Source organism: Devosia chinhatensis (genome assembly GCF_000969445.1).
GTDB classification, from domain to species: Bacteria; Pseudomonadota; Alphaproteobacteria; order Rhizobiales; family Devosiaceae; genus Devosia; species Devosia chinhatensis.
The window spans coordinates 354,363-376,926 of sequence record NZ_JZEY01000054.1 but is presented as its reverse complement, the minus strand read 5'-3'; the positions used below and the strand labels follow the sequence as shown (position 1 = coordinate 376,926).

Annotated in this window: 20 protein-coding genes; 8 read left to right on the top strand and 12 right to left on the bottom strand. The window is 64.6% G+C overall.

The features are described from left to right. Window positions 1–16: 16 nt before the first annotated feature. The gene (locus VE26_RS01915; protein ID WP_052715603.1) at window positions 17–2,287 is read right to left on the bottom strand and encodes a putative PEP-binding protein; all 2,271 of its coding nucleotides are present in this window, start codon (window positions 2,285–2,287) and stop codon (window positions 17–19) included. A gap of 117 nt (window positions 2,288–2,404) precedes the next feature. Here VE26_RS01915 and ispH point away from each other — a divergent pair, with 117 nt between their 5' ends. Next, window positions 2,405–3,376, top strand: coding sequence for a 4-hydroxy-3-methylbut-2-enyl diphosphate reductase (gene ispH / locus VE26_RS01910; protein WP_046103531.1), 972 nt, complete (start codon window positions 2,405–2,407; stop codon window positions 3,374–3,376). Beyond that, a complete protein-coding gene (gene rnhA / locus VE26_RS01905; RefSeq protein WP_046103530.1) occupies window positions 3,373–3,843 on the top strand; it encodes a ribonuclease HI in 471 nt (156 codons plus the stop codon). The genes ispH and rnhA overlap by 4 nt, the downstream gene beginning before the upstream one ends. 37 nt (window positions 3,844–3,880) lie before the next feature. Here rnhA and VE26_RS01900 read toward each other — a convergent pair whose 3' ends face one another. The 4 genes from VE26_RS01900 to VE26_RS01885 all read right to left on the bottom strand — a co-directional run bounded on the left by VE26_RS01900 (window position 3,881) and on the right by VE26_RS01885 (window position 9,532). Further along, window positions 3,881–4,861, bottom strand: coding sequence for a DUF808 domain-containing protein (locus tag VE26_RS01900; protein ID WP_046103529.1), 981 nt, complete (start codon window positions 4,859–4,861; stop codon window positions 3,881–3,883). A gap of 58 nt (window positions 4,862–4,919) precedes the next feature. Further along, on the bottom strand, window positions 4,920–6,944 hold the full coding sequence (gene glyS / locus VE26_RS01895) for a glycine--tRNA ligase subunit beta (protein WP_046103528.1): 2,025 nt from the start codon (window positions 6,942–6,944) through the stop codon (window positions 4,920–4,922). 33 nt (window positions 6,945–6,977) lie between these two features. After that, window positions 6,978–8,831: a DUF2207 domain-containing protein gene (locus VE26_RS01890; protein ID WP_046103527.1), complete on the bottom strand. Its 1,854-nt coding sequence runs from the start codon at window positions 8,829–8,831 to the stop codon at window positions 6,978–6,980. 146 nt (window positions 8,832–8,977) lie between these two features. Then, a complete protein-coding gene (locus VE26_RS01885) occupies window positions 8,978–9,532 on the bottom strand; it encodes a LemA family protein (RefSeq protein ID WP_046103526.1) in 555 nt (184 codons plus the stop codon). Window positions 9,533–9,843: 311 nt separating this feature from the next. On the opposite strand from VE26_RS01885, the gene rnk reads away from it, so the two are divergent. Beyond that, window positions 9,844–10,260 carry a nucleoside diphosphate kinase regulator gene (gene rnk / locus VE26_RS01880; RefSeq protein WP_046103525.1) on the top strand — a complete coding sequence of 139 codons (417 nt, stop codon included), beginning with the start codon at window positions 9,844–9,846 and terminating at the stop codon, window positions 10,258–10,260. An 83-nt stretch (window positions 10,261–10,343) separates the two neighbouring features. On the opposite strand, the gene VE26_RS01875 is transcribed toward rnk, so the two are convergent. From VE26_RS01875 to VE26_RS01860, 4 genes are all read right to left on the bottom strand, one after another. After that, on the bottom strand, window positions 10,344–11,267 hold the full coding sequence (locus VE26_RS01875; protein ID WP_046103524.1) for a glycine--tRNA ligase subunit alpha: 924 nt from the start codon (window positions 11,265–11,267) through the stop codon (window positions 10,344–10,346). An 81-nt stretch (window positions 11,268–11,348) separates the two neighbouring features. Beyond that, window positions 11,349–11,585 carry a hypothetical protein gene (locus tag VE26_RS01870; RefSeq protein WP_046103523.1) on the bottom strand — a complete coding sequence of 79 codons (237 nt, stop codon included), beginning with the start codon at window positions 11,583–11,585 and terminating at the stop codon, window positions 11,349–11,351. Between the two features lie 9 nt (window positions 11,586–11,594). Further along, window positions 11,595–12,437 (bottom strand): S49 family peptidase, encoded by an 843-nt coding sequence (locus tag VE26_RS01865; RefSeq protein WP_244465604.1) that lies wholly within the window; start codon window positions 12,435–12,437, stop codon window positions 11,595–11,597. Window positions 12,438–12,484: 47 nt separating this feature from the next. After that, entirely contained in the window at window positions 12,485–13,210 is a 726-nt protein-coding gene (locus tag VE26_RS01860) for a tRNA1(Val) (adenine(37)-N6)-methyltransferase (RefSeq protein WP_052715602.1), read from the bottom strand. A gap of 148 nt (window positions 13,211–13,358) precedes the next feature. Here VE26_RS01860 and VE26_RS01855 point away from each other — a divergent pair, with 148 nt between their 5' ends. Further along, entirely contained in the window at window positions 13,359–14,378 is a 1,020-nt protein-coding gene (locus VE26_RS01855; protein WP_046103521.1) for a polyprenyl synthetase family protein, read from the top strand. A gap of 1 nt (window position 14,379) precedes the next feature. Here the strand turns inward: VE26_RS01855 and VE26_RS01850 are convergent, their stop codons facing one another. The 3 genes from VE26_RS01850 to VE26_RS01840 form a co-directional block, all read right to left on the bottom strand. Beyond that, entirely contained in the window at window positions 14,380–15,261 is an 882-nt protein-coding gene (locus VE26_RS01850) for a 4-(cytidine 5'-diphospho)-2-C-methyl-D-erythritol kinase (protein WP_046103520.1), read from the bottom strand. Window positions 15,262–15,267: 6 nt separating this feature from the next. Beyond that, window positions 15,268–17,001 carry a tetratricopeptide repeat protein gene (locus VE26_RS01845; RefSeq protein ID WP_152658679.1) on the bottom strand — a complete coding sequence of 578 codons (1,734 nt, stop codon included), beginning with the start codon at window positions 16,999–17,001 and terminating at the stop codon, window positions 15,268–15,270. A gap of 130 nt (window positions 17,002–17,131) precedes the next feature. Then, the gene (locus VE26_RS01840; RefSeq protein ID WP_046103519.1) at window positions 17,132–18,784 is read right to left on the bottom strand and encodes an electron transfer flavoprotein-ubiquinone oxidoreductase; all 1,653 of its coding nucleotides are present in this window, start codon (window positions 18,782–18,784) and stop codon (window positions 17,132–17,134) included. A 66-nt stretch (window positions 18,785–18,850) separates the two neighbouring features. Between VE26_RS01840 and VE26_RS01835 the strand changes: the two genes are divergently transcribed. The 4 genes from VE26_RS01835 to VE26_RS01820 all read left to right on the top strand — a co-directional run bounded on the left by VE26_RS01835 (window position 18,851) and on the right by VE26_RS01820 (window position 22,537). Continuing rightward, on the top strand, window positions 18,851–19,657 hold the full coding sequence (locus tag VE26_RS01835) for a uracil-DNA glycosylase (protein WP_046103518.1): 807 nt from the start codon (window positions 18,851–18,853) through the stop codon (window positions 19,655–19,657). Between the two features lie 108 nt (window positions 19,658–19,765). Next, on the top strand, window positions 19,766–21,094 hold the full coding sequence (locus VE26_RS01830; RefSeq protein ID WP_046103517.1) for an MFS transporter: 1,329 nt from the start codon (window positions 19,766–19,768) through the stop codon (window positions 21,092–21,094). After that, a complete protein-coding gene (moaB, locus tag VE26_RS01825) occupies window positions 21,072–21,608 on the top strand; it encodes a molybdenum cofactor biosynthesis protein B (protein WP_046103516.1) in 537 nt (178 codons plus the stop codon). Before VE26_RS01830 ends, moaB begins: the two co-directional genes overlap by 23 nt. A 104-nt stretch (window positions 21,609–21,712) precedes the next feature. Next, on the top strand, window positions 21,713–22,537 hold the full coding sequence (locus tag VE26_RS01820) for a VOC family protein (RefSeq protein WP_046103515.1): 825 nt from the start codon (window positions 21,713–21,715) through the stop codon (window positions 22,535–22,537). The last annotated feature ends 27 nt before the right edge of the window (window positions 22,538–22,564 follow it).

Here is a 22,564-nt window from a genome sequence, read left to right as displayed (position 1 = left end):
TATTTGTTCTGCCATTTTAAGCCGAAGCCTGCGCCAGGGTCAGCCGGGCAACCGGAACACGATAGGGTGAGCACGACACGTAATCGATGCCCAGCCCTGCAAAGAACCGTAGCGAAGCAGGGTCGCCAGCATGCTCCCCACATATGCCGACCTTGAGCTTGGGATTGGCGGCACGCCCCCGTGCGACGGCGATCTCGATCATCTCGCCCACGCCCTTTTCGTCAATGGTGACGAAGGGATCGCGTTCATAAACGCCCTTGCGCTGATAGGCAGCAAGGAAGGTGGGCGCGTCGTCTCTGGAAATGCCGAACGTGGTTTGCGTCAGGTCATTGGTCCCGAAGGAAATGAAATCGACCATGGACGCGATATCGCCGGCCCTGAGGCAGGCGCGCGGCAATTCGATCATGGTGCCGAAGGAAAAGCGGACCCGATCCGAGCGATTGAGCCCGGAATTGTCGAGAATGGCCATCGCCCTGTCGCGCACCCAGGAAACTTCGGTGGCCGTCGACACGAAAGGCACCATGACCTCGACTGCCACCGGCTCGGATTGACGTTCGCTGGCGGCGCGCGCGCCGGCCAGCACGGCCTGCATCTGCATCTGCAGAATTTCGGGATAGGTGATGGCGAGGCGCACGCCGCGATGGCCCAGCATCGGATTGACCTCGGCGATCCGTTCCAGCCGCAGCCGCAGCGCCCGCACGGCGACGCCAAGCGAGGCCGCTGTTTCCTCGATTTCCTCGTCCGTCCGCGGCAGGAATTCGTGCAGCGGCGGATCGAACAGGCGCACGTTGACGGGCAGGCCCTTCATGGCGGTGAACAGGGCCGAGTAATCGCCGGTCTGATAATCGACCAGCCCGGCAATGGCGCGCGAACGGGCATCCTCGTCTTCGGAGAGGATCATGCGGCGCAGCGCGATCATGCGTTCGGGCGAAAAGAACATGTGTTCGGAGCGGGCAAGGCCCACGCCCTCGGCGCCGAAGCTGAGCGCGGTCTGCGCCGCCTCGATGGTTTCGGCATTGGTACGCACGGCAATGGTGCGGCTGGCATCGGACCAGCCCAGGAGTTTGCCGATGGCGCCGCCGATCTGGGGCTGCGCCAGAGGCAGGATGCCCGGGTAGACCGCCCCGTCGGTCCCGTCGATGGTCAGCCGGTCTCCGGCGCGCAATTCTCGCTCGCCGATATGGCAGATCATTTCACCGGCATTGACGGACAGGTTGCGCACGCCGGCAACGCAGGGCTTGCCGGTAATGCGGGCGATGACGCCAGCATGGCTCGACATGCCGCCGCGCGCCGTCAGGATGCCGGTGGCCGCCTTCATGCCTTCGATATCGGCAGGGCCGGTTTCGTTGACCACGAGGATGCAATGCTTGCCCCGCGCTCGCATCCGCGCTGCGTCTTCGGCGGTAAAGACGATGGCGCCGCTCGCCGCGCCGGGAGACACGCCCAGTCCCATGGCTATCGGCGCTACACCGTCGGCCGATTTGAGCCGCGGATGCAGCATCAGGGCCAATCGGGTGGGATCGACGCGTGTCACTGCGTTATGCGGCGTCCAGACCTTGCGCTGGACCCTATCCACCGCAGCCTCGAGATCGGCGCCGGCGCTGGCCTGCGCGGCACGGGCCGAGAGGAACTGCACCTGCCCCTTGTGGATCGAGACCAGGCAATTCATGTGGCGCCCGGCCTTGGCATCGAGCAGCGCCACCAGCGCGCTGACACTTTCGGGCAGGCGCGGCAATTGACTGCCGGCCAGAGGCGCGGGACCAAGCGCGCCGGTCTGGGTATTGCGGGTGACGAATTGCTCGATCGCCCCCTCGGCAAAGGCCTGTACCAGCACGATCTGGCGGGCCCGGTCCTCGTCCTGCCGCGCGCCGGTCCAGCTGCGGCCGGAAAAACCATAGCTTTCGAAAGCCTGCTTGATCGCCCGTGCCAGCGGCCTGGCCGGATCGACCGCGTCCTCGGGGGCGGAGGGCGCCGCGATCCCGATCCGGGCCGGCATCAGCCCGCCATTGTGGCCGGACGCGGATGTGCGCACCACCAGCATGGGGGGCTTGCCGTCCTTGTCGACGAGCTTGAACAGGCAGGCGACCCAATGGGTGCGCAGGCGCACGTCGCGCCGGCCGCGTTCAGCCTGCAATTCGTCCCAGGCGGCGCGACTGATGGCGATGGTCGGAACTGTGGGAAAACCGGCCTCGCAGACGCGGAAGATCCAGCGCGCCTTGCCCGCGAGCAGCTTGAGCTGGCTGGCGCTCAGGTTCGCTTTCCCCATCGCCGGGGCAATCGCAAACATTTCCTGCGCCAAACTCACGGCCTGTTCCCTTCCCAAGCATTCAACACATATTGCCCATGCCCCGCGCGGCTGCAACAGCACTTGACTTGCCGGGGCAGTGAAAGCATCTGATCTGGCATGGAAAAAAGGCCGCACCTCGACATTCTGCTCTGCGCACCGCGCGGATTCTGCGCCGGCGTTGACCGCGCGATCCAGATCGTGGAGCTGGCGCTCCAGAAATATGGGGCGCCGGTCTATGTGCGCCACGCCATCGTGCACAACAAATATGTCGTGGAAGGCCTGAAGGCCAAGGGCGCCGTCTTTGTCGAGGAACTCGAGGAGATCCCCGACACCGAGGCCCCGGTGGTCTTTTCAGCCCATGGCGTGCCCAAGAGCGTGCCGGCCGCGGCGCGTACGCGCAACATGTTCTTTCTCGACGCCACCTGCCCTCTCGTTTCCAAGGTGCATGTCGAAGCCTCGCGTCATTTCGAGGAGGGGCACGAGATTGTCCTGATCGGCCATGCCGGTCACCCCGAAGTGATCGGCACGATGGGCCAGTTGCCGCCGGGCGCCGTCACGCTGATCGAAACGGTGGCGGACGCGCACAAATTCAGCCCGCGCGATCCCGACGCCCTGGCCTTCGTCACCCAGACCACGCTCTCGGTCGACGACACCCGAGAAATCGTCGCGGCGCTCAGGTCGCGTTTTCCAGCCATCAATGGGCCGCACAAGGAAGACATCTGCTACGCCACGACCAATCGGCAGGAGGCCATCAAGGCCGTGGCGCCGCGCGTGGACGCGATGATCGTGGTCGGTTCTCCCCATTCGTCCAATTCGCAGCGTCTCGTGGAAGTCGCGCTGCGTTCGGGATGCCGGGTCGCAACCCTGGTGGACCGGGCCAGCGATATCGACTGGACGCTTTATGGCGACCTGACTTCGCTGGGCGTTAGCGCCGGGGCGTCGGCCCCCGAAAGCCTGGTCGAAGAAGTGATCGATGCCTTTGCCGCCCGCTATGCGGTGCAGGTCGAGACCGTCACCACTGCCGAAGAGCACATTGCCTTCAACATCCCCAAAGTGCTGCGCAATCTGGAAGTGGCATCGGGGCGGTGAGCGAAAAGGTCATCATCCATACCGATGGGGCCTGCTCGGGCAATCCGGGTCCGGGGGGCTGGGGTGCCATCCTGCAATTCGGCCCGCACACCAAGGAATTGAAGGGTGGCGAGGCGCTGACCACCAATAACAAGATGGAGCTGACAGCTGCCATCGAGGCGCTGAGTGCGCTCACTCGCCCCTGCGCGGTCGAGCTCCATACCGACAGCCAATATGTCAAGAACGGCGTCCAGAGCTGGATCCATGGCTGGAAGCGCAATGGCTGGAAGACCGCCGACAAGAAGCCGGTCAAGAATGTCGAGCTTTGGCAGGCGCTGGACGAGGCCACCAAGCGTCATGATGTCGAATGGCATTGGGTCAAGGGCCATGCCGGGCATGACCTCAACGAGCGTGCGGACGAGCTGGCGCGCGAAGGCATGGCGCCGTTCAAGGGCAAGCGTACACCGAGCCTGACGCCGCCGGTGTAATAGTTCGTTCTCTCCGTCAGTCAGAGGCAGAACCGTTTCACGCCCGCCGGGGCAGTATGGTCTTCACGCCTTTCCAGGCGGGGCTGATGACATATCCGGCAATCGGGATCAGCAGGGCGCCCAGCGCCAGGCCAATGACGAAGTCGACCAGCGCCGTCGCCAGCCAGCCGGCAATGTCGGCGATCGCGGGGAAAGTCTGTTCGGCCCAATGGGCCGCAGCTTCGATGACATGTTCGGGACCGGTAATGCCGAACTGATACAATCCGTGAGCAATGATGCTGCCGCCGACCCAGGTCATGGCCGCAGTTCCCACGAGGCTCAGTCCCTGCATGAAGGTGGGCATGGCCTGCACCACCCCGCGCCCGAAACCCCGTCCGGCGCCGGTGCGGCCATTCCTGGCGAGCCAGAGACCCATGTCGTCGGCCTTCACGATCAGCGCCACCGCGCCATAGACGGCAATGGTGATGCCCACTCCGGCCACGGCCAGGATACCGGCGCGGGTCCAGAAGTCGGGCACTTCGATCGCCGCCAGGATGATGGTCATGATTTCGGCGGAGAGGATGAAGTCGGTCTTGATGGCGCCGGCGACCTTCTGGTCTTCGAGGGTGGCCGGAGATATCGCAGTGTGCTCGATGCTGGCTTCGTGATGCTCGGCCTGATGGGGCGCAAAGAGATGGAAGACCTTCTCGGCACCCTCATAGCAGAGATAGGCGCCGCCGATCATCAGGAGCGGGGTGATCAGCCAAGGCACGAAGAGCGACAGCAGCAGAGCCGCGGGCAAGAGAAACAGCAGCTTGTTGCGCACGGAGCCCCAGGCGATCCGGGCGATCATCGGCAATTCGCGGTCGGCGTTGAAGCCGGTCATATAGCTCGGCGTCACGGCGGCGTCATCGATGACCGCGCCTGCGGCCTTGACCCCCGCCTTGGCTGCCTGCCCGGCAATGTCGTCGAGGGACGCGGCTGCAACCTTGGCGAGGCTCACGACGTCATCGAGAAGCGCGATCAGTCCGACAGCCATGTCTTACATCCGAAACGTTGGTGCAGTGACAAAGCGCGCGAGCCCTTGCGGTTCCGTCTTAGCCGGCAACCTTCCCGAAATCGGCCACCAGGTGCATCGTATCGCGCAGCCGCGCCAGAAGGTTCAGACGATTTGTCCGTACTGCCGGATCGGCATCGTTGACGAGCACTGCCGTAAAGAAGGCATCGACCGGAGCGCGCAGGGTGGCCAGCTCGGCCATGGCGACCTTGTAATCGTCCCGGGCCACGTGAGAGGCCACGGCGGCATGCACGCCATCCACGGCAAAGGCCAGCGCTTCTTCCTCGGGCAGCTTCAACGCCGACTGGTCGATGGCCCCGGCATAGGTCCTGCCGTCCTTTTTCTCTTCGGCGGCCAGAATATTGGCGGCGCGCTTATAGCCGGCGAGCAGGTTGGCGCCATCTTCGGTCGCCAGCAGCGAGGACAGGGCCTCGGCGCGCTGGGTGATCTGCAGGATGTCGGTGCTGTCGCCCGAGATCACGGCATCCACGAGGTCGTGGCGCGCGCCGGCATCGCGCAGCGAAACCTTCAGACGATCGTGGAAGAAGGCGAGCAGATCGCCATCGACCGCGAGCGGGAACTTGAGCCCGTTCTCGGTGATGATGCGGATCACGCCCAAAGCCGCGCGACGCAGGGCGAAGGGATCACGCGAACCGGTCGGCTTTTCGTCGATCGACCAGAAGCCGGTCAGCACGTTGAGCTTGTCGGCAAGGGCGACGGCGATGGAAACGGGCTCGGTCGGCACACGGTCGGAGGGGCCGACCGGCTTGTAGTGCATTTCGAGCGCATTGGCGATTTCCGCCGGCTCGCCCTGCGCGCTGGCATAATAGCGCCCCATCAGGCCCTGCAGCTCCGGAAATTCGCCGACCATGCCGGTCACGAGATCGGCCTTTGCCAGCATGGCGGCACGCTTGGTCATCTCGACATCGGCACCGACCTGGGGCGCGATCTCGGCGGCGAGATTGACGAGGCGCTGCACCATCGCAAACTGGCTGCCCAGCTTGGCGTGGAACACCATGTCTTCGAGCTTGGGCAGGCCGTGTTCCAGCGGAATGGCCAGGTCGCCCTGATAGAAGAAGGCAGCATCCGAGAGGCGCGCGCGGATGACGCGTTCATTGCCGGCCACCACCACTGCGCCGCCATCGGCGGGGATGGTGTTGGACGTGATGATGAAATTGGGCGCCAGCTTGCCGGCGCTGTCGCGCAGGCAGAAGCATTTCTGGTTGGCGCGGATGGTGGCGATGATCACCTCTTCGGGCAGCTTTAGGAATTCGGCATCGAAGGCGCCCATCATCACATTGGGCCATTCCACGAGCCCCGCCACTTCCTCGAGCAGGCCTTCGTCATGAATGACGCTGAGGCCCTGTGCGAAGGCGAGATTATCCGCGTCGGTGCGGATGATGTCCTTGCGCCGGTCGATATCGAGCACGACCTTGGCGCGTTCCAGTGCCACGAGATAATCGTCGAAGCGCTTGACGCGGATCGCATCGGGCGAGAGGAAACGGTGCCCGAAGGTGGTCTGCCCCGATTGCAGCCCCGCAGCGGCAAACGGCACGACCACCGGCTCGTCGTTTTCAGTGCCGAACGTGGCCGTGATGGCGCGCAGCGGGCGCACCCAGTTGAACGTGCCCGAGCCCCAGCGCATGGACTTGGCCCAGGGGAAGTCGCTCATCACCTTGGGGAGGATGGCCGAGAGCAGGTCGACCGCGTCCGCGCCGGGCTTGTCGATCTGCGCCACGTAGAAATCACCCTTCTTGGGATCGCTTTCCACCTTGGCCTGGTCGATGGAGCTGAGGCCGGCCGCGCGCAGGAAGCCGTCGATGGCCGGCTGCGGCGCTCCCACCTTGGGACCCTTTTTTTCTTCGCGCGTGTCGGGCGAGCGCACCGGCAGGCCCGAGACGGTCAGCGCCAGCCGGCGCGGCGTGGCGAAGGCCTTGGCGCCCTCATAGACCAGGCCCGCATCCACCAGCGCATTGGTGACGGCCTTCCTCAGGTCCTCTGCGGCGCGCCGCTGGAAGCGGGCGGGGATTTCCTCGGAGAAGAGTTCGAGCAGAAGTTCGGGCATGAGAAAGTACCGGATTTTGAGGCGTGTGCGTGATTAGCGCGGGGGCGTTTGATTGTCCATGGCGCGCAGCTTTTCACCAGCCGCCGCCATGCCCGAGGAGGCCGTGGCAATGGCGCTCGAAAGGTTGCCGGGGGAGAAGCCCCGCCCACCCCGGTAAAAGCCCGGGCTGTAATCGGGTGCCGCATCGTCGACGGCATTACGCGCCAACTCCGCCTCGAAATGCTCCGACCAGGGCCGCTCGACGCCCAGCGCAATGGCATAGGGCAGGATGCGTTCGAAGCGCTCGACGGTCATGGGCGGCTCGGCCACCATGTTCAGCCGGTTCTTTTCGGCCGTCTCGAGATAGAGCCGGAAGCCCTCGATATCGTCCATCACCTTGCGGCCCTGCACGGTCGGCGCCCGCATGAGGATGGAGAAGACGACACTGATGAGCACGAGCGAGCCGGCCGCGAGCGCGGCATTGTTGATGTTGAGCCCGGTAAAGATATCGAGCGCGCCACCCGCGAAATTGAACCCGAAGATGACCACCCAGACGAGCACGAAAAGCCGGCTGAACCAGTTCCCGGAGGTGATGGCCCCATAGGCGACCGACCCGATAATGCCCATCAGGATGCCCGCAACGACGGCCACGATGAGCCAGAGCGGTTCGAGCACGTCGAAGACCACCATGGCGCCGATCATGGCCGCTGCCAGAACGAAGCTGAACACGGCAAAGCCGGTATTGTTGTTGAACCAGACCGCGCGGTTTTCCCTCTCGATCGCCGCGGTGAATTCGCCGCGCTTGGTCGCAAGCTCGACGCCATTGGCCTTGTCGAAGGTAACGGCCTTTCGGGATGCGAAATAGTTGAACAGCACCTGCTCGCCCACCGGCAGCTTCTCGGCCGGTTCGCGGCCGGTGGCAGTCACCGTCAGTTCCTTGTCCGGGTTGTCGATCCGCACCAGTCCCTTGACGCCCAGGCTGAAAATGGCCGCCGTCATCGCCGTCCAACCGGAATTGGCAAAGCCCCATTTGCTCACATAATGCGTCAAGGCCGGCGAGAAGTCCTTGGGCGGATGAAAGAGGGGAATAATGGTGCCCTTTGGCGGGTCTCGCCCGACGCGCAGCCATGCCGTGAAATTATAAAGCAGCAGGATCAGCACCGAGCCGACGGCGAGCAATGTCTCGCGCTGGTCGGAGAGCGCCTGGATCCAGGCATGCGTCCCTTCCGGATAGGCAATTATGCCTTTCTGGAAGGACACGGCAAAGGTCATGCCCTCGGCCGGTGCCAGTTCTGCCTGGGTCCGGAATATCGCACTATTGGCGCTCTGCCGCGTGATGGTCACGGCCGCTTCGCGCGATCCGGCCGGCCCGGCATAGGCCGCCAGATTGTCGATGACCGCGCCATCGGGCAGCTGCACGCGCGCCACTGCCGTGACGATCGGAAAATCCCAGTAATTGCCGGTGGCGTTCCAATAGAGCTCATCGCCGCCATCGGCGCTGGGGCGCACCATGCGGTCCATAGTGTAGCGGATCGTGTATGTGTGCACGCCCGGCCGCAGCAGGCGGTCCGCATCTCCGATCCAGATCCGCTGGAAATCCCCCATGCGCTCGACACGAAAGGGCTCGGGATCGCCGTCCCGGGTCACCGCCTGCACGTCGAGCGCGATGCGGATCTTGTTGCCGCTCTCGCTCAGCATGGTGACGGGAATGTCCCGATAGATACCGCGCCGGATCGCGATGCCCTCGGCATTGACGTCGAGCGTCTCGATGACCGCGACCGAGCCGTCGGTCCGCAGCGTGACATCGGAGGCATACGCGCGGAATTCTTCTCGCGCGGCAACCGGAAGGACCAGGGCCAGCAGCAGGGCGAGAGCGGCGAAAATTCCGGTAAAGATGGGCTTTGACATTTGGGCTCCGTCGCCTCCCTCCCCTTCGAGGGGAGGGAATGAGGGTGGGGTCCATCCAACGATCCGCTGCGCCGCCCCCTCCCCAGTCTCTTCTCCAGGGCGAGGAAGCACAGTCTGGCAATAGGGGTTTGAAAAAACCTCAGCGCCTAGAACTTGACCTGCGGCACGGCGCGCTCGGCTTCGTTCTCCAACTCGAAATATTCGGCCTGGCTGAACTTGAAGACATTGGCGACCACGTTCGAGGGGAAGCTTTCCACCTGGATATTGTAGTTGCGCACTGCGCCGTTGTAATAGCGCCGGGCCATCTGGATTTCGTCCTCCACGCCCTGCAACGCTGCCTGGAATTCGAGAAAGGTCGTATTGGCCTTGAGGTCGGGATAGGCCTCCGCCACCGCCAGCAGGCGGCCGAGCGCCGAGGACAATTCGCCTTCCGCCTCGGCGCGCGCTTCGGGACCGGCAGCAGCCGTGCTCGTCGCCCGGGCACGGGCATTGACCACCGCGTCGAGCGTTTCGCGCTCATGGGCCATGTAGCCCTTCACCGTCTCCATCAGGTTGGGAATGAGATCGGTGCGGCGCTTGAGCTGCACGTCGATCCCCGACCAGCCTTCCCGCACCATCTGCCGGTTGGACACCAGGCTGTTGTAGATGACGATGGCATAGACGACCGCGCCTGCCAAAAGGGCAAGGATGACCCATTCCATTTCCCAAGACTCCCTGTCGATGGATGGCGGGAACACTGGCAGGTCATGACCGCGGTTGCAACGGCCCGATCAGTGCTGCACTTGACCTTGCCTGCCCCAATCCCTAGCTTTGTCGCCATGAGAACGCGCCTGCACCATTGCTGCACGATCCTGCTCGCAGGATAGACGCCCTAGGCACGCTCACGCCGGAGCCTGTTTAGGGCTCCAGGGCATTTTTGCTTTTCCGGCGCACCCTCATTCCCGTTTCAAAAAAAACCATCAAGGCTTCGTCGCTGCGCCCTATTGCGCGCCGAAGCTTCAGGAGAATCAGCATGACTGAAATTCGCCGCGACCTGTCGCCCGCCATCCTCATCGGCAAGGCCGATCATGCCAAGCTGCACGCCCTGGGCGAGGCCGGCCTCGATCGTAATCCGGCCCTGGCCGAAACCCTGCTCACCGAGCTCGACCGTGCCAAGGTCGTTGCCGACGGGAAAGTCCCCGAGGACGTCGTGCGCATGGGCTCGGCCGTCACCTACCAGACCAATTCCGGGCAGGAGCAGACCGTGACGCTGGTCTATCCAGCCGAGGCCGACATCGATGCGGGGCGGATATCGGTGATGACGCCGATCGGCACTGCGCTGGTGGGTCTCAAGACCGGCCAGTCGATCACCTGGCGCGACCGCGCCGACAAGCGGCACAAGCTGACGGTGCTCGAGGTCAAGGCGCCAATCATGGCCCGCGCCGAGTAGCACCCCAGGCGCGTGGCGCCCTTGTCCATTGGGCAAGGGCAAGCCTGGCCTGTGGCTGAGGGGGCAGAGTGTGAAAGGTCGGCCTAGGCCGCTCCGCCGCCTTCGGTCTGCAACCAGGCTTCGCCGCAGCTCTTGGCCAGTTCGCGAATACGCAGGATATAGCTCTGCCGCTCGGTCACCGAGATGACGCCACGCGCGTCGAGCAGGTTGAAATTGTGCGCGGCCTTGAGCACCTGCTCATAGGCGGGAATGGCCATGGTCTGCCGATTGCCGATGACGCCTTTTTCCAGCACGGCGCGGCATTCCTTTTCCGCGTCCGCGAAATGGCGGAACAGCATGTCCGTATCGGCGGCCTCGAAATTGTAGCGGCTCGATTCCTGCTCGTTCTGCAGGAACACGTCGGCATAGGTCACCTTGTCGGCGCCGGCACCGCCGTTGAAATTGAGCTCCATGATGGAGTCCACGTTCTGCAGGTAGCAGGCCAGGCGCTCCAGCCCATAGGTCAGCTCCCCCGCGACCGGATTGCATTCGAAGCCGGCAACCTGCTGGAAATAGGTGAACTGGCTGACTTCCATGCCGTCGCACCAGACTTCCCATCCTAGTCCCCAGGCGCCCAGCGTGGGGTTCTCCCAATCGTCCTCGACGAAGCGCAGGTCATGCACCGATGGATCGATGCCGATGGCGTAAAGCGACTTGAGGTAAAGGTCCTGAATGTTTTCGGGCGACGGCTTCAGGATCACCTGGAACTGGTAATAATGCTGCAGGCGATTGGGGTTCTCGCCATAGCGACCATCCTTGGGACGGCGCGAGGGCTGCGCATAGGCCGCATTCCAGGGCTTCGGCCCTAGGGCGCGCAGCACCGTGGCGGTGTGGGACGTGCCCGCGCCCATGGGCATGTCATAGGGCTGGAGAATGACGCAGCCCTGCTCCGCCCAAAACTGCTGCAGGGTCAAAATCAGACCCTGGAAGGAGTTCTTCGGATCCATATGGGCGGGGCGAGAGGTCATGGCTAAGGTCCTGCAAACATGCGGGACAAACCTCTAGTTTGGCCGCCCCTTTGGGTCAATGGCACAGAACGGCCGAGGGTCTTAACGGTCGTCTGCGTCCCTGCCAGTGCGGTCCTTGGGACGATAGGTACCGTCGTCGTCGCGCTTGAGATCGATGACATCGGGACGCTGGCGCTCTGCCAGGTCGCGCTCACGGCGCGCCAGACGCGCCTTCTCATCGTCGCTCTTGAACTTCTTGGACCAGTCCAGCCAGATGCGGCGGATACCGAAATAAATGAGCAGGCCGAGGCCGACGATAAGCAGGATGCGCAGGAGCATGGCGAAGTTCTAAAGTCCCAGCCGCGCCCACCAGGCGCGGTCCTCGATCGAATGGGTAACGTCTTCTACCATCGCTCCGGCGGATAGTCCCAGCCGTGGCAGGGCGAAGAGAGGGCGTTTTGGTGCGATATGTTTCAGAACGATCTGCTTGCCGAAGCGCTCCCTCAAGGTGCCCTGCAAATCACCGACCCCGTCGACGAGGCCCAGCTCGATCCCCCGCAGCCCGGTCCACCACTGGCCGGTGAACAGGATATCGTCCTCGGCCTTGAGGCGGCCGCGGCGCCCATCCTTGACATGGTCGATGAACACCTCGTGGATATCGAGCTCGAATTGCTTGATGCGCTCCACGTCCTCGGCCTTTTCGGGCAGGAAGGGATCGAGGGTCGATTTGTTGCGCCCGGCCGTATGCACGCGTCGCTCGATGCCCAGCTTCTCGATGGCGCCGACAAAGCCGAAGCCGGCCATGATCACGCCGATCGAGCCGACGATCGAGGAGGGATCGACCAGGATCTCATCGCCGGCCACGGCAATGAAATAGCCGCCCGATGCCGCAGCATCCTCCACGAACACCAGGACGGGCTTGCCGTTCTCGTCGGCCAGGTCGCGAATGCGCTTGGAAATCAAACGGCTCTGGACCGGCGAACCGCCGGGGGAATTGACGACGATAGCGACGGCCGGCGCCGATTTCATCGCAAAGGCCCGAGCAAGGAGCGGTTCGACCGACGCGATATTGAGCCTGCCCGGCCGCTGATCGGCAGCGATGACGCCCTGCAGGCGCACGACCGGGATTGTCGTCGGACGCTTGAACACCCGGCTCAGCCAGTTGCGTTTGGGCATCGGCGTCTGGCTCATGTCTACTCCCTTGGATTTTCACAGCATTTAGGCATGCCTGGGCGCAATTACCAGTCCAGGGCCGCTCTTCCCCGAAAGATGGCATCGAATTCGCCGGCAAAGTCGTTCCCGCTTGCCCCATGCAGAAAGCGGGTGGCGCGCAGAGTCAGAGGCGCTCTCGACCCCTTGGTCCCGCGCACTATGATGCGCGTCGCTGCCTGGCCGGGGCGTGGCGCCAGCGGCAGGATGGTCAGCCCGCCGAACCTGGGCGCGAAGGCCGCCATGACCTCTCCAAGTCCCTCGGCAGGATAGATCACAATGGCCTGCCCGCCTGCCGCAGCGCTGGCAGCGGCGCAGCGCAGCCAGAGGTCGAGGCTGCCCGCCTGCATGTGCCGGGCATTGGCCCGGTACCGGCCCTGGGCCGGTGTTCCCTGGCCGGCGGCAAAAAACGGTGGATTGGCAATCACCACGTCATGGGCATTGTCTTCCAGTCCAGCCTGCCGGCGGTCCTCCGCCCTCGCCTCGATATCCACCTCTATCACCCGCGCCCGCCCGGCCCAGCCATTGCCCGCAACATTGTCGCGGGCGAGGGCCAGGGCCTCCGCGTCCCTTTCGGCCAGGACAGCGCCTTCGGCACGTCCCAAGGCCAGCGCCACCAGCGCGGCAGCCCCGATTCCGGCCCCCAGATCGAGCAGCCGGATGCTGGAGGCCGGCACCGCCGCACCCAGAAGAACGCTGTCGAGACCGGCCCTGAAGCCCTTGGGCGGCTGCGACAGAGTGAGCCTTCCCCCCAAAAAGGCATCGCGCGTTGGGTTTTGGTGTTTTACAAGATCGGCTGGCTGGTCTAGGGACATCGCATCCGGACGGCTGGTTTGATGCGATCCTATATGGGTCGCCGCTAAGGTCTCAACCCGATTTGCCGCGTGTGGCAACAAGGACGTTATGGCGGTGTCTGTTCTGCCCCAGATGAAGCAAGCCCCTGCAAGCAACCCCGTGGAACGGCTGATGGCCGCGACTGCGGCGGATATGGCGCGCGTCAACGACCTCATTCTGCAGCGTGCCCAGTCGCATGTGGACATGGTGCCCGAGCTGGCCCGTTACCTCATCGACAGCGGCGGCAAGCGCCTGCGTCCCATGCTGACGGTTGCCGCAGCCATCCTGTTCGGGGGCGGCAAGGGCCACGCGGTCAATTTCGCGGCGGCCGTCGAATTCATGCATAATGCCACCCTGCTCCATGACGATGTCGTCGACGACAGCGACATGCGCCGGGGCAAGCCTGCCGCCCGCATGGTCTGGGGCAACAAGGCTTCGATCCTGGTCGGGGACTTCCTTCTGGGCCAGGCCTTCATGATGATGGTGGAAACCGGCGATATCGATGCCTTGGGGGTTCTCTCGGCCGCCTCCGCCGTCATGGCCGAGGGCGAGGTGTTCCAGCTGGCCAAGACCGGCGACCTCGACACCAGCGCCGCCGACTATGCCGAAGTGATCCGCGCCAAGACAGCCGTGCTTTTCGAAGCCGCCTGCAAGGTGGGTGCGATGTCCGGCGGCGCCGACCAGGCCGGCTGCGCAGCGCTGGCTCTTTACGGGCTTGAGCTGGGCAATGCCTTCCAATTGGTGGACGACGCGCTCGATTACGGCGGCGAGGCCGGCACTTTGGGCAAGAATGTCGGCGATGACCTGCGCGAGGGCAAGATGACCCTGCCGGTGATTCTGGCGCTGCAATCGGCCAGCGAGAGCGAACGCGCCATCATCGCGTCGGCCCTGGGCAAGCCGGATGCCAGCGACCTCGAGGTGCACCAGGTTGTCGCGATCTTCAACCGCTACGACACGCTCAAGCGCACGCTGGACAAGGCGCGCGAGCATGCCCGGTCCGCTATCGACGCGCTGTCCGGCCTGCCCGACAGCGAGATGAAGACCATTCTTGCCGAAGTCGTCGAGCACAGCGTCGGCCGCGCCAGCTGAACTAGTTCCCTGCGCCAAGCAGCGGCGCGGTACCAACCCAGTAATCGGGATGCAGTCGGCGGATCTGTGCCGCCGCGTCATGAGCCTGCCCCTCGGCGCCGAACAGGCCGAACACCGTCGCTCCCGACCCTGACATGCGCGCCAGAATGCAACCGGCCGTCTGCGCCATTTCCTCGATGACGATGCCGATTTCGGGCACGAGCTTGATCGCGGGCGGTTCGAGATCGTTGCGCGTCTCGGCCAGCCAGAGGCCAAGCTGGGCCGGCCGTGTCAGCGGATCGGGCAAGGCCGGCAGGGGGTAATTGTCATGGGCCCGCAGGCGGCGGAAAATGTCAGCCGTCGCTACCGCCACACCCGGATTGACCAGCGTGACGAAGAGCCCGGGAAAGTGCTGCAGCGGCGACAGTATCTCTCCCACGCCCCGTGCCAGGAGGGGGCGGGAAAGCAGGCAGGCCGGCACATCCGCACCCAGCCCTGCCGCCAGGTCCGACAGATCGCTGACGGCGATGGGAACGGGAGAGAGACCCGCCAGCATGCGCAGGGCCGCCGCAGCGTCGGCCGAACCGCCACCGATGCCCGCCGCGACCGGCAGGTTCTTGGTCAGCGAGAGGGCAAGGCCCCTGGGCGCCAGCTCTGGCCAGCGCGCCCGGAAGGCCGATACGGCGCGAAGCACGAGGTTGTTGGGCTCGGCATTGAGCTTGCCCCCGAAAGGGCCCGAAATGATCAGGCTATCGGAACCTGCCAGGCTGGCCTCGAGCTCGTCGCACAGGTCGGCGAAGACGATGAGGCTTTCGAGGTCGTGATAGCCGTCTTCGCGCCGGCGCGTGACATGCAGCGCCAGGTTGATCTTGGCTGGCGCCGCTTGCGTGACGATATCGGCCATGGGTGACTATTCGGTCTCGTTTTCCGGTGTCAGCCCCTCGGCCAGCTTGGGCAGGACGCGCTCGGTCACCGTGCCGATCGTGTCGACGGACCGGGCAATGTTCCACTGGAACTGCGCTTCGAGCCGGCGCCCCACCTTCCAATAGGCGTCGCCAAGATGGTCGTTGATCTCCGGGTCGCTGGGCAGCAGCATCACCGCGCGTTCAAGCGTTTCCACCGCCTCGTCCAGCCGGTCGAGCTTGTAGAAGGCCCAGCCCAGCGAATCGATGATATAGCCGTCCTGCGGCTGCGCCTCGACGGCCTTCTCGATCATGGCCAGCGCTTCCTCGAGATGCATGTCCATGTCGATCCAGCTATAGCCGAGATAGTTCAGCACCTGGGGCTGGTCGGGATTGAGTTCGAGGGCACGCTTGAAATCGGCCTCGGCCTTGGGCCACTCCTTGGCCCGCTCATAGGAAATGCCGCGCACGTAGAAGAAGCGCCAATCGGCGGGTGCATCCCCGCCGGCAATCTCGATGGCCGCGCTATAGGCATCGGCTGCCTCGAGATATTGCTCGTCGTAACGCAGCAGGTCGCCCAGGACCGACACGGCATCGAGGTCTTCGGGGCTCGTGGCCACGATATTGCGCAGCCGGCGGATGGCTTCCTCGCGGTCGCCCATGGAATCGAGGTTCTGGGCGATGCGCACCACTGCCGTGGGCTTCAGCGCCGACTTGGCCGGCACGGCGTCATAGATCGAATTGGCCATGTCATGCTGGCCGACTTCGTCCAGCAACTGGCCCAGCGCCAAGGCTACCACGTCCGATCCCGGATCGAGATAGACGCCCAGCCGCAGGAAAACCAGCGCCAGGTCGGCACTGCCGTCGCGGGACAGCGCGACGCCGATGCCATGGAACATTTCGGCCGCGCCCACCTGAACGCTGGTGGTGAATACGCCCGGGCGGCGTCCGGCTTCGATGGCCTCGCGCACATTGCGGATGATGGGATGGCTCAGCCCTTGTGCCTCGAAGGCGTCGAGCACGTCGGTGGCGGCTTCGGTGTCGCCGGAATTGGCCAGAAGGCGGGCATAAACCTCGGCGATGCGCGCCACATAGGGCTCGACGTCATAGGCGCGCTGCGCCAGCGTCAGGGCAAGTTCGGTATTGCCGGCGGCCTCGGCCATCAGGGCGCGGTGAAAGACGAGGAAATCCTCGAGCCCCCGCACGCCCAGCCGGTTCATCATGGCTTCGGCCTCGTCGGCCTTGCTCTCGCCCACCAGCGACCAGGCGCGCAGGATGCCCGCGGTGATGCCGCTGAACGAATCGTCGGAGACATTTTCGAGCCGACGCAGGGCGGCACCATAACGACGTTCCTTGAGCGCCTCGGTGGCGACGACGAGCGAAGCAAGCTGATTGTTGGGGTCGATTTCAAGCATGCGCCGGGCCGTATTGGCCGCGCTCTCGATCTGTCCATCGGCCGCCAGCGCCACGAAGGCGCGCTCGACCAGAACCGGATTGTCCCAGTCGGCTTCGGCGGCGCTCTTGAAATAGCGGGCAGCTTCGTCGGTGCGCAGGTCCTTTACCGCCTGCTGCCCGGCCAGGTACGAGCCCGAAACGCTCGGACGAAACAGCTTGAGGATATCCCGCGCGACATCCTGGACGGCCATGCCCGCATCGAATTGCGCCGCCGCCGGGAGAGCCATCAGCGCGATACAGGCCGCCGTGAAAACGGGCAAAGCCCGACGAATGGAAAACAGGGTCACGAGGCTCAATTCTCCCTAGAGCTGCGATTCGGCCGCTTGGCGAACCGGGCTGAACCGATCTTGCAGCAAATCGGCGCAAACATTGTCCGTTTTGGGACCGCGCCGCAAGGCCGCGGCGCCGGATGGGGCGTCACATTCCGCTGTAGTTCGGGCCGCTCCCGCCTTCGGGCGGCACCCAGGTGATGTTACGGGCCGGGTCCTTGATGTCGCACGTCTTGCAATGCACGCAATTGGCGGCATGGATGCGAAAGACCGGAGCGCCGTTTTCCTGGGCGAGTTCATAGACACCCGCAGGGCAGTAAAGTGGCGCCGGTTCCCCGAAACGGGGGAGATTGTCTCGGATCGGCACGGCGGGATCGGCCAGTTTCAGATGCACTGGCTGGTCTTCGTCATGGGCAATATTGGCCAGGTAAACCGAGGAGGCACGATCGAACGTGGTCCTGCCATCGGGCTTTTCGTAGTGGCGCGGGCTGACCTCGGAGATCGGCTTCAATTTTGCGGCATCCGGGCGCGTCCAGGCCTGCGTGCCGAAGGGTGAAAAGCGCAGCACCGCCTGGCACCACATGTCGAACCCACCCAAGCCGGTGCCCAAAAGCGTACCGAAGCGCGACCAGAGCGGCTTGAGATTGCGGACGCCGGACAATTCGGTGCGGATGCCGGTGTCCATGATCCGGTGTTCGAAGTCCTCGATCACGTCCTGGGCGCGCCCGGCCGCAATGGCCGCGCCGACAGCGTCTGCCGCCCCGATGCCGGAGAGGATGGCATTATGGATGGCCTTGAGCCGCGGTGCGTTCATGAACCCGGCCGAACAGCCGATCAGCCCGCCACCAGGGAAAGCCAGATGCGGGATAGCCTGGAGCCCTCCTGCCGCGAGGGCCCGCGCCCCGTAACTGATCCGCGTTGCGCCCTCGAGCAGCGGCGCGATGGCCTTGTGCGTCTTGAAGCGCTGGAATTCTCCGAAGGGCGAGAGCGTCGGGTCGGCGTAGTCGAGGTGGACGACATAGCCCAGATAGAGCTTGCGGTCTTGAGCGTGATAGACAAAGCCGCCGCCATTGGTGCCGTTGTCCAGCGGAAAGCCGAGATAGTGATCGACCTGGCCGGGGCGATGCCGTTCCGCCGGGATTTCCCAGACCTCCTTGATGCCCAGGCCATATTTCTGCGGGCTGGAGTCCCGGTCGAGCGCGAAATCGCCGACGATGGTTTTGCCCAGCGATCCCCGGGCGCCTTCGGCGATCAGGGTGTATTTTGCTTCGAGCGCGATACCCTCGGCAAAGCCGGGCTTGGGCTGGCCCTGCCGGTCGCGGCCCAGATCGCCGGTAATGATGCCGCGCACGGGGCCCTGACCCTCGCGCAGCACGTCGACTGCCGCGGTCATCGGGAAAATATCGACGCCCAGCGCGGCTGCCTCTTCGCCCAGCCAGCGCACCAGGTCTCCGAGGCTGACGATCACTCCGTTCTTGGTCCGCATCTGCGGTGGGATCAGAGCATGCGGAAAGCTGAACTGTCCCTTGGCCGTCAGGAAGTGATAGCGGTCCGACACCACGTCGGGGCCCACCGGGGCGTTCTTGAGCCGCCAGTCGGGGATCAGTGCATCGAGGCCAACGGGGTCCATCACCGCGCCCGAAAGGATGTGGCCGCCGATCTCGGCGGCCTTCTCGACCACGGTCACGGCAATCTCGGGATGACGCTGCTTCAGCCGGATGGCCGCCGCGAGCCCTGCGGGGCCCGCGCCGACGATCAGCACATCTGTGGACAGCACTTCACGATTGCCGGCATCTGCCATCTGAAATTACCTTTGCGGCCGGGGCGCGACTTTCCGCCCGTTCCGGGGTGTGACATAACGGGCCCGATGTCTCAAGATCGCGCCCTCAATAACGCCGAAATGCTCTCGGTGCTCGACTGGTATCGGGCTGCCGGTGTCGACCTGGCCGTGGGCGAGGAGCCGGTGGACCGGTTTGCGCAAAAGCCGCCGGCCGCGAGCATCATGCCGCCCCGCGCCAGCGCCCCCCAGGCTGCCCCGCTGCCCCAGCCCACCGGACCCGTCGGCGGCGATCCCGGTGAGGCGCGTCAGCTTGCCGCTTCGGCCCAGACGCTCGATGCGCTCCAGGCCATGCTCAATGATTACAATGGCTGCGGTCTCAAGTTCCGCGCCACCCAGCTGGTCTTTGCCGATGGCAATCCGGAGGCCAGGATCATGCTGATCGGGGAGGCGCCCGGTGCAGAGGAAGATCGTCAGGGCAAGCCCTTTGTGGGGCGATCCGGGCAATTGCTCGATCGAATGCTGGCCGCGATCGGCCTCGACAGGACAAAGGTCTATATCGCCAATACCGTGCCTTGGCGGCCGCCGGGCAACCGTACGCCGACGCCCGAGGAAATGGAATTGTGCCTGCCTTTCCTCAACCGGCAGGTGGAGCTGGTCGCCCCTCAGCTGGTCCTGACTTTGGGCGGACCGGCCATGCAGACCGTGTTCAAGACCACCAATGGCATTATCAAGATGCGCGGCAAGTGGCAGGACGTGACCATCGGGTCGCACGCGGTCGCCGCCTTGCCGACGCTGCATCCGGCCTATCTCCTGCGCAATCCGCCCGCCAAGCAGCAGGCCTGGAAAGATCTTCTCAGCCTGCGCGCCCGCATGGAAAGCCTGGGGCTGGTCTAAACCTGCCCGGATGCCAAATTCGGGGTGTCGCCAGCGCAACTTGCCACGTTATGGTCGCGTTCGACTGATTTGCAGCGTCACGCACACTATCGAAGGCCCGCCCGCGTCATGGCTTCCGTTATCAAGATCTACGCCCTTTTCCTCGGTTCTGCCCTGCTGATGTTCGGCGGCGGCCTGCAGGGCCTGCTGCTCTCGGTGCGCGGGGCCGAGGAGAACTTCTCCCTTCTGGCCCTTGGCCTGATCGGCACGGGCTGGTCGATCGGCTTCGTCGCCGGCTCGCTGACCGTTCCGCTTGTCGTGCGCAAGGTCGGTCATATCCGAGCCTTCTCGGTCATGGCCGCTATCGGCACGATCACGATCCTGCTCAACCTGCTCTGGATCAACGATGTCAGCTGGATCGTGCTGCGGGCCTTGTCCGGGTTCTGCTTTGCCGGTGCCGCCATGATCGTGGAAAGCTGGCTCAACGAAGTCGCGGACAACAAAAGCCGCGGCACCATCTTCTCGATCTACACCACCATCAATATGGGCGCCTCCACCCTAGGCCAGGTGGCCATGTCGATCACCGGCACGGCCGGCTACATCCCGTTCGTCATCGGTGCCATCAGCTTCATCTGCGCCGTCCTGCCCACGGCACTGACCTCGAGCCCGCAACCCAAGCCGCTGAAATCGGCCAGGCTCGACATCGGCTTGCTCTACAGGACCTCACCCGTCGCGGCCATCGCCGCCTTCTCGGTGGGCATGGCCAACGGCGCCTTCGGCACGCTGGCGCCTGTCTATGGATACGAACAGGGGCTCGACGCCTCCGGTATCGCGCTGCTCTTTGCCATCGCCGCCATTCTGGGTGCGGTGGCGCAGGTGCCGTTCGGCCGCCTGTCGGACCGGATCGACCGGCGCATCGTGCTGATCGGCCTCTCGGGTTTCGCCGCTATTGTGGGCGCGCTGACGACGCTCATCAATCCCAGTGCGGGGTGGCTGATGTATGTGCTGTTCGCCGCCTATGGTTTTGCGGCCAATCCCATCTATGCGGTGGCCGTCGCCCATGCCAACGACTTCGCCAAGGATGGCGATTTCGCCACCATTGCCGGCGGCATGCTCCTTATTCTGGGCGTGGGCCTCGCGCTTGGGCCGGCGGTCGCCTCGATGATCATGGGTGCCTGGAGCCCGGTGGGGCTGTTCGTCGTCACCACCACCTTCCATGGTGCCCTGGCCGGCGCGGCCTATCTGCGCATGCGGGTGCGCAAGAGCGTCGATGCGGAAGGCCGCGCGCCCTTCCAGCCGATGAGCGATCGCCAGATCACCCCGGAAACCTTCGTGCTTGACCCGCGCGGTGAAAGCATGGAGGACGACGATATCGTGGTCCGGCATGAGCCTTCCGTGCCCGAAGAGCTGATCGAAACCCTGGGGAGCGAGCGCGATGTTCAAGACAAGCCGGTTTGAGGATCGGGCCTTCAAGCCTCTCTCCATCGCCGTCATAGCAGTGTCCGACACGCGTGACCTCGAAACCGATACGGGCGGCGCCCTGCTCAAGTCGCTGCTCGAAGCCGATGGTCATGCCTGCCATAGCCGGCAGGTGGTGCGCGACGATATCCAGCTGATCCGTGCTGCCGTGCAGGCGCTGGTGGCCGATCCTGGCGTCGATGTCGTTCTCACCACCGGCGGCACCGGCTTTTCCGGCCGCGACGTCACACCTGAGGCCGTCGAGCCGCTGTTCGACAAGCGCATGGAAGGGTTTTCCGTGCTCTTCCATCAATATTCGGCCGGCACCGTCGGCACGTCCTCGCTGCAATCGCGCGCCACGGCGGGCCTCATCGGCACCACGTTCGTCTTCTGCCTGCCCGGTTCGCGCGGCGCCTGTCGCGACGCCTGGGAAGGCATCCTCACCCACCAACTCGATTACCGCCACAAGCCGTGCAATTTCGTCGAGCTGATGCCGCGGCTGGCCGAACGGTAACAAACGACGAACAACACGTTCGCCGCCCCTCGCTTTAAACCGGGGCGGTTCGGGCGCATGTTCCGGGCAACAGCGCGCCCAGCCGCGCGCGCCAGGAGATTGCCATGCCCGCTTCGGCCACCGCCCCCATGCAGATCGGCCTCGTGACGCTCAATGTGCGTCAGCTCGACGTCGTCGCCGATTATTACCGCCACCTGCTCGGCCTCGAGACGATCGGCCGCGACGGCAAGACGCTGCGCCTGGGCGTCGGCGACACGGCGCTGCTCGAATTGCGTGGCGATGACAGCCTCGCCCAGCGCGACCCCCGCTCCGCCGGTCTGTTCCACACTGCCTTTCTGATGCCGGATCGGGAAAGCCTCGCGGCGTGGCTGCGCCATATCGCCAATGCCCGCATTGCGGTCGACGGCGCGTCCGACCACCTGGTCAGCGAGGCGGTTTATCTGCACGATCCGGAAGGCAATGGCATCGAGGTCTATGCCGACCGGCCCCGCGCAGTGTGGAGCGATGACAACGGTCGTATCGCCATGGCCACCGAAAAGCTCGATATTCCCACGCTTCTCGCCCTTGCGCCCGAACGGGAATGGCAAGGGGCGCCCGCCGGGCTGATCGTGGGCCATATGCACCTGCAGGTCGGCGACAACGCAGTGGCCGAGCCCTTCTATTCGGGCGTCTTGGGCACAGAGATCACCGCGCATTATCCGGGCGCCAGTTTCTACGGAGCGGGCGGCTATCATCATCAATTGGCGAGCAATGTCTGGTCGAGCCGCGGTGCCGGCCCCATTGCACAAGGCCGAACCGGCCTCTCGGCGTTCGAGCTCATCCTCGACACGCCCGCCCAGCGCGACGCCATTCTCGGCCGGGCACAGGTCAAGAACACGACGATCACCGATCCCTGGGGCCTTGCTCTCTCGCTCTCCGTACGGGCCTGAGCCAGCCCGTCCCGGAATGAAAAAGGG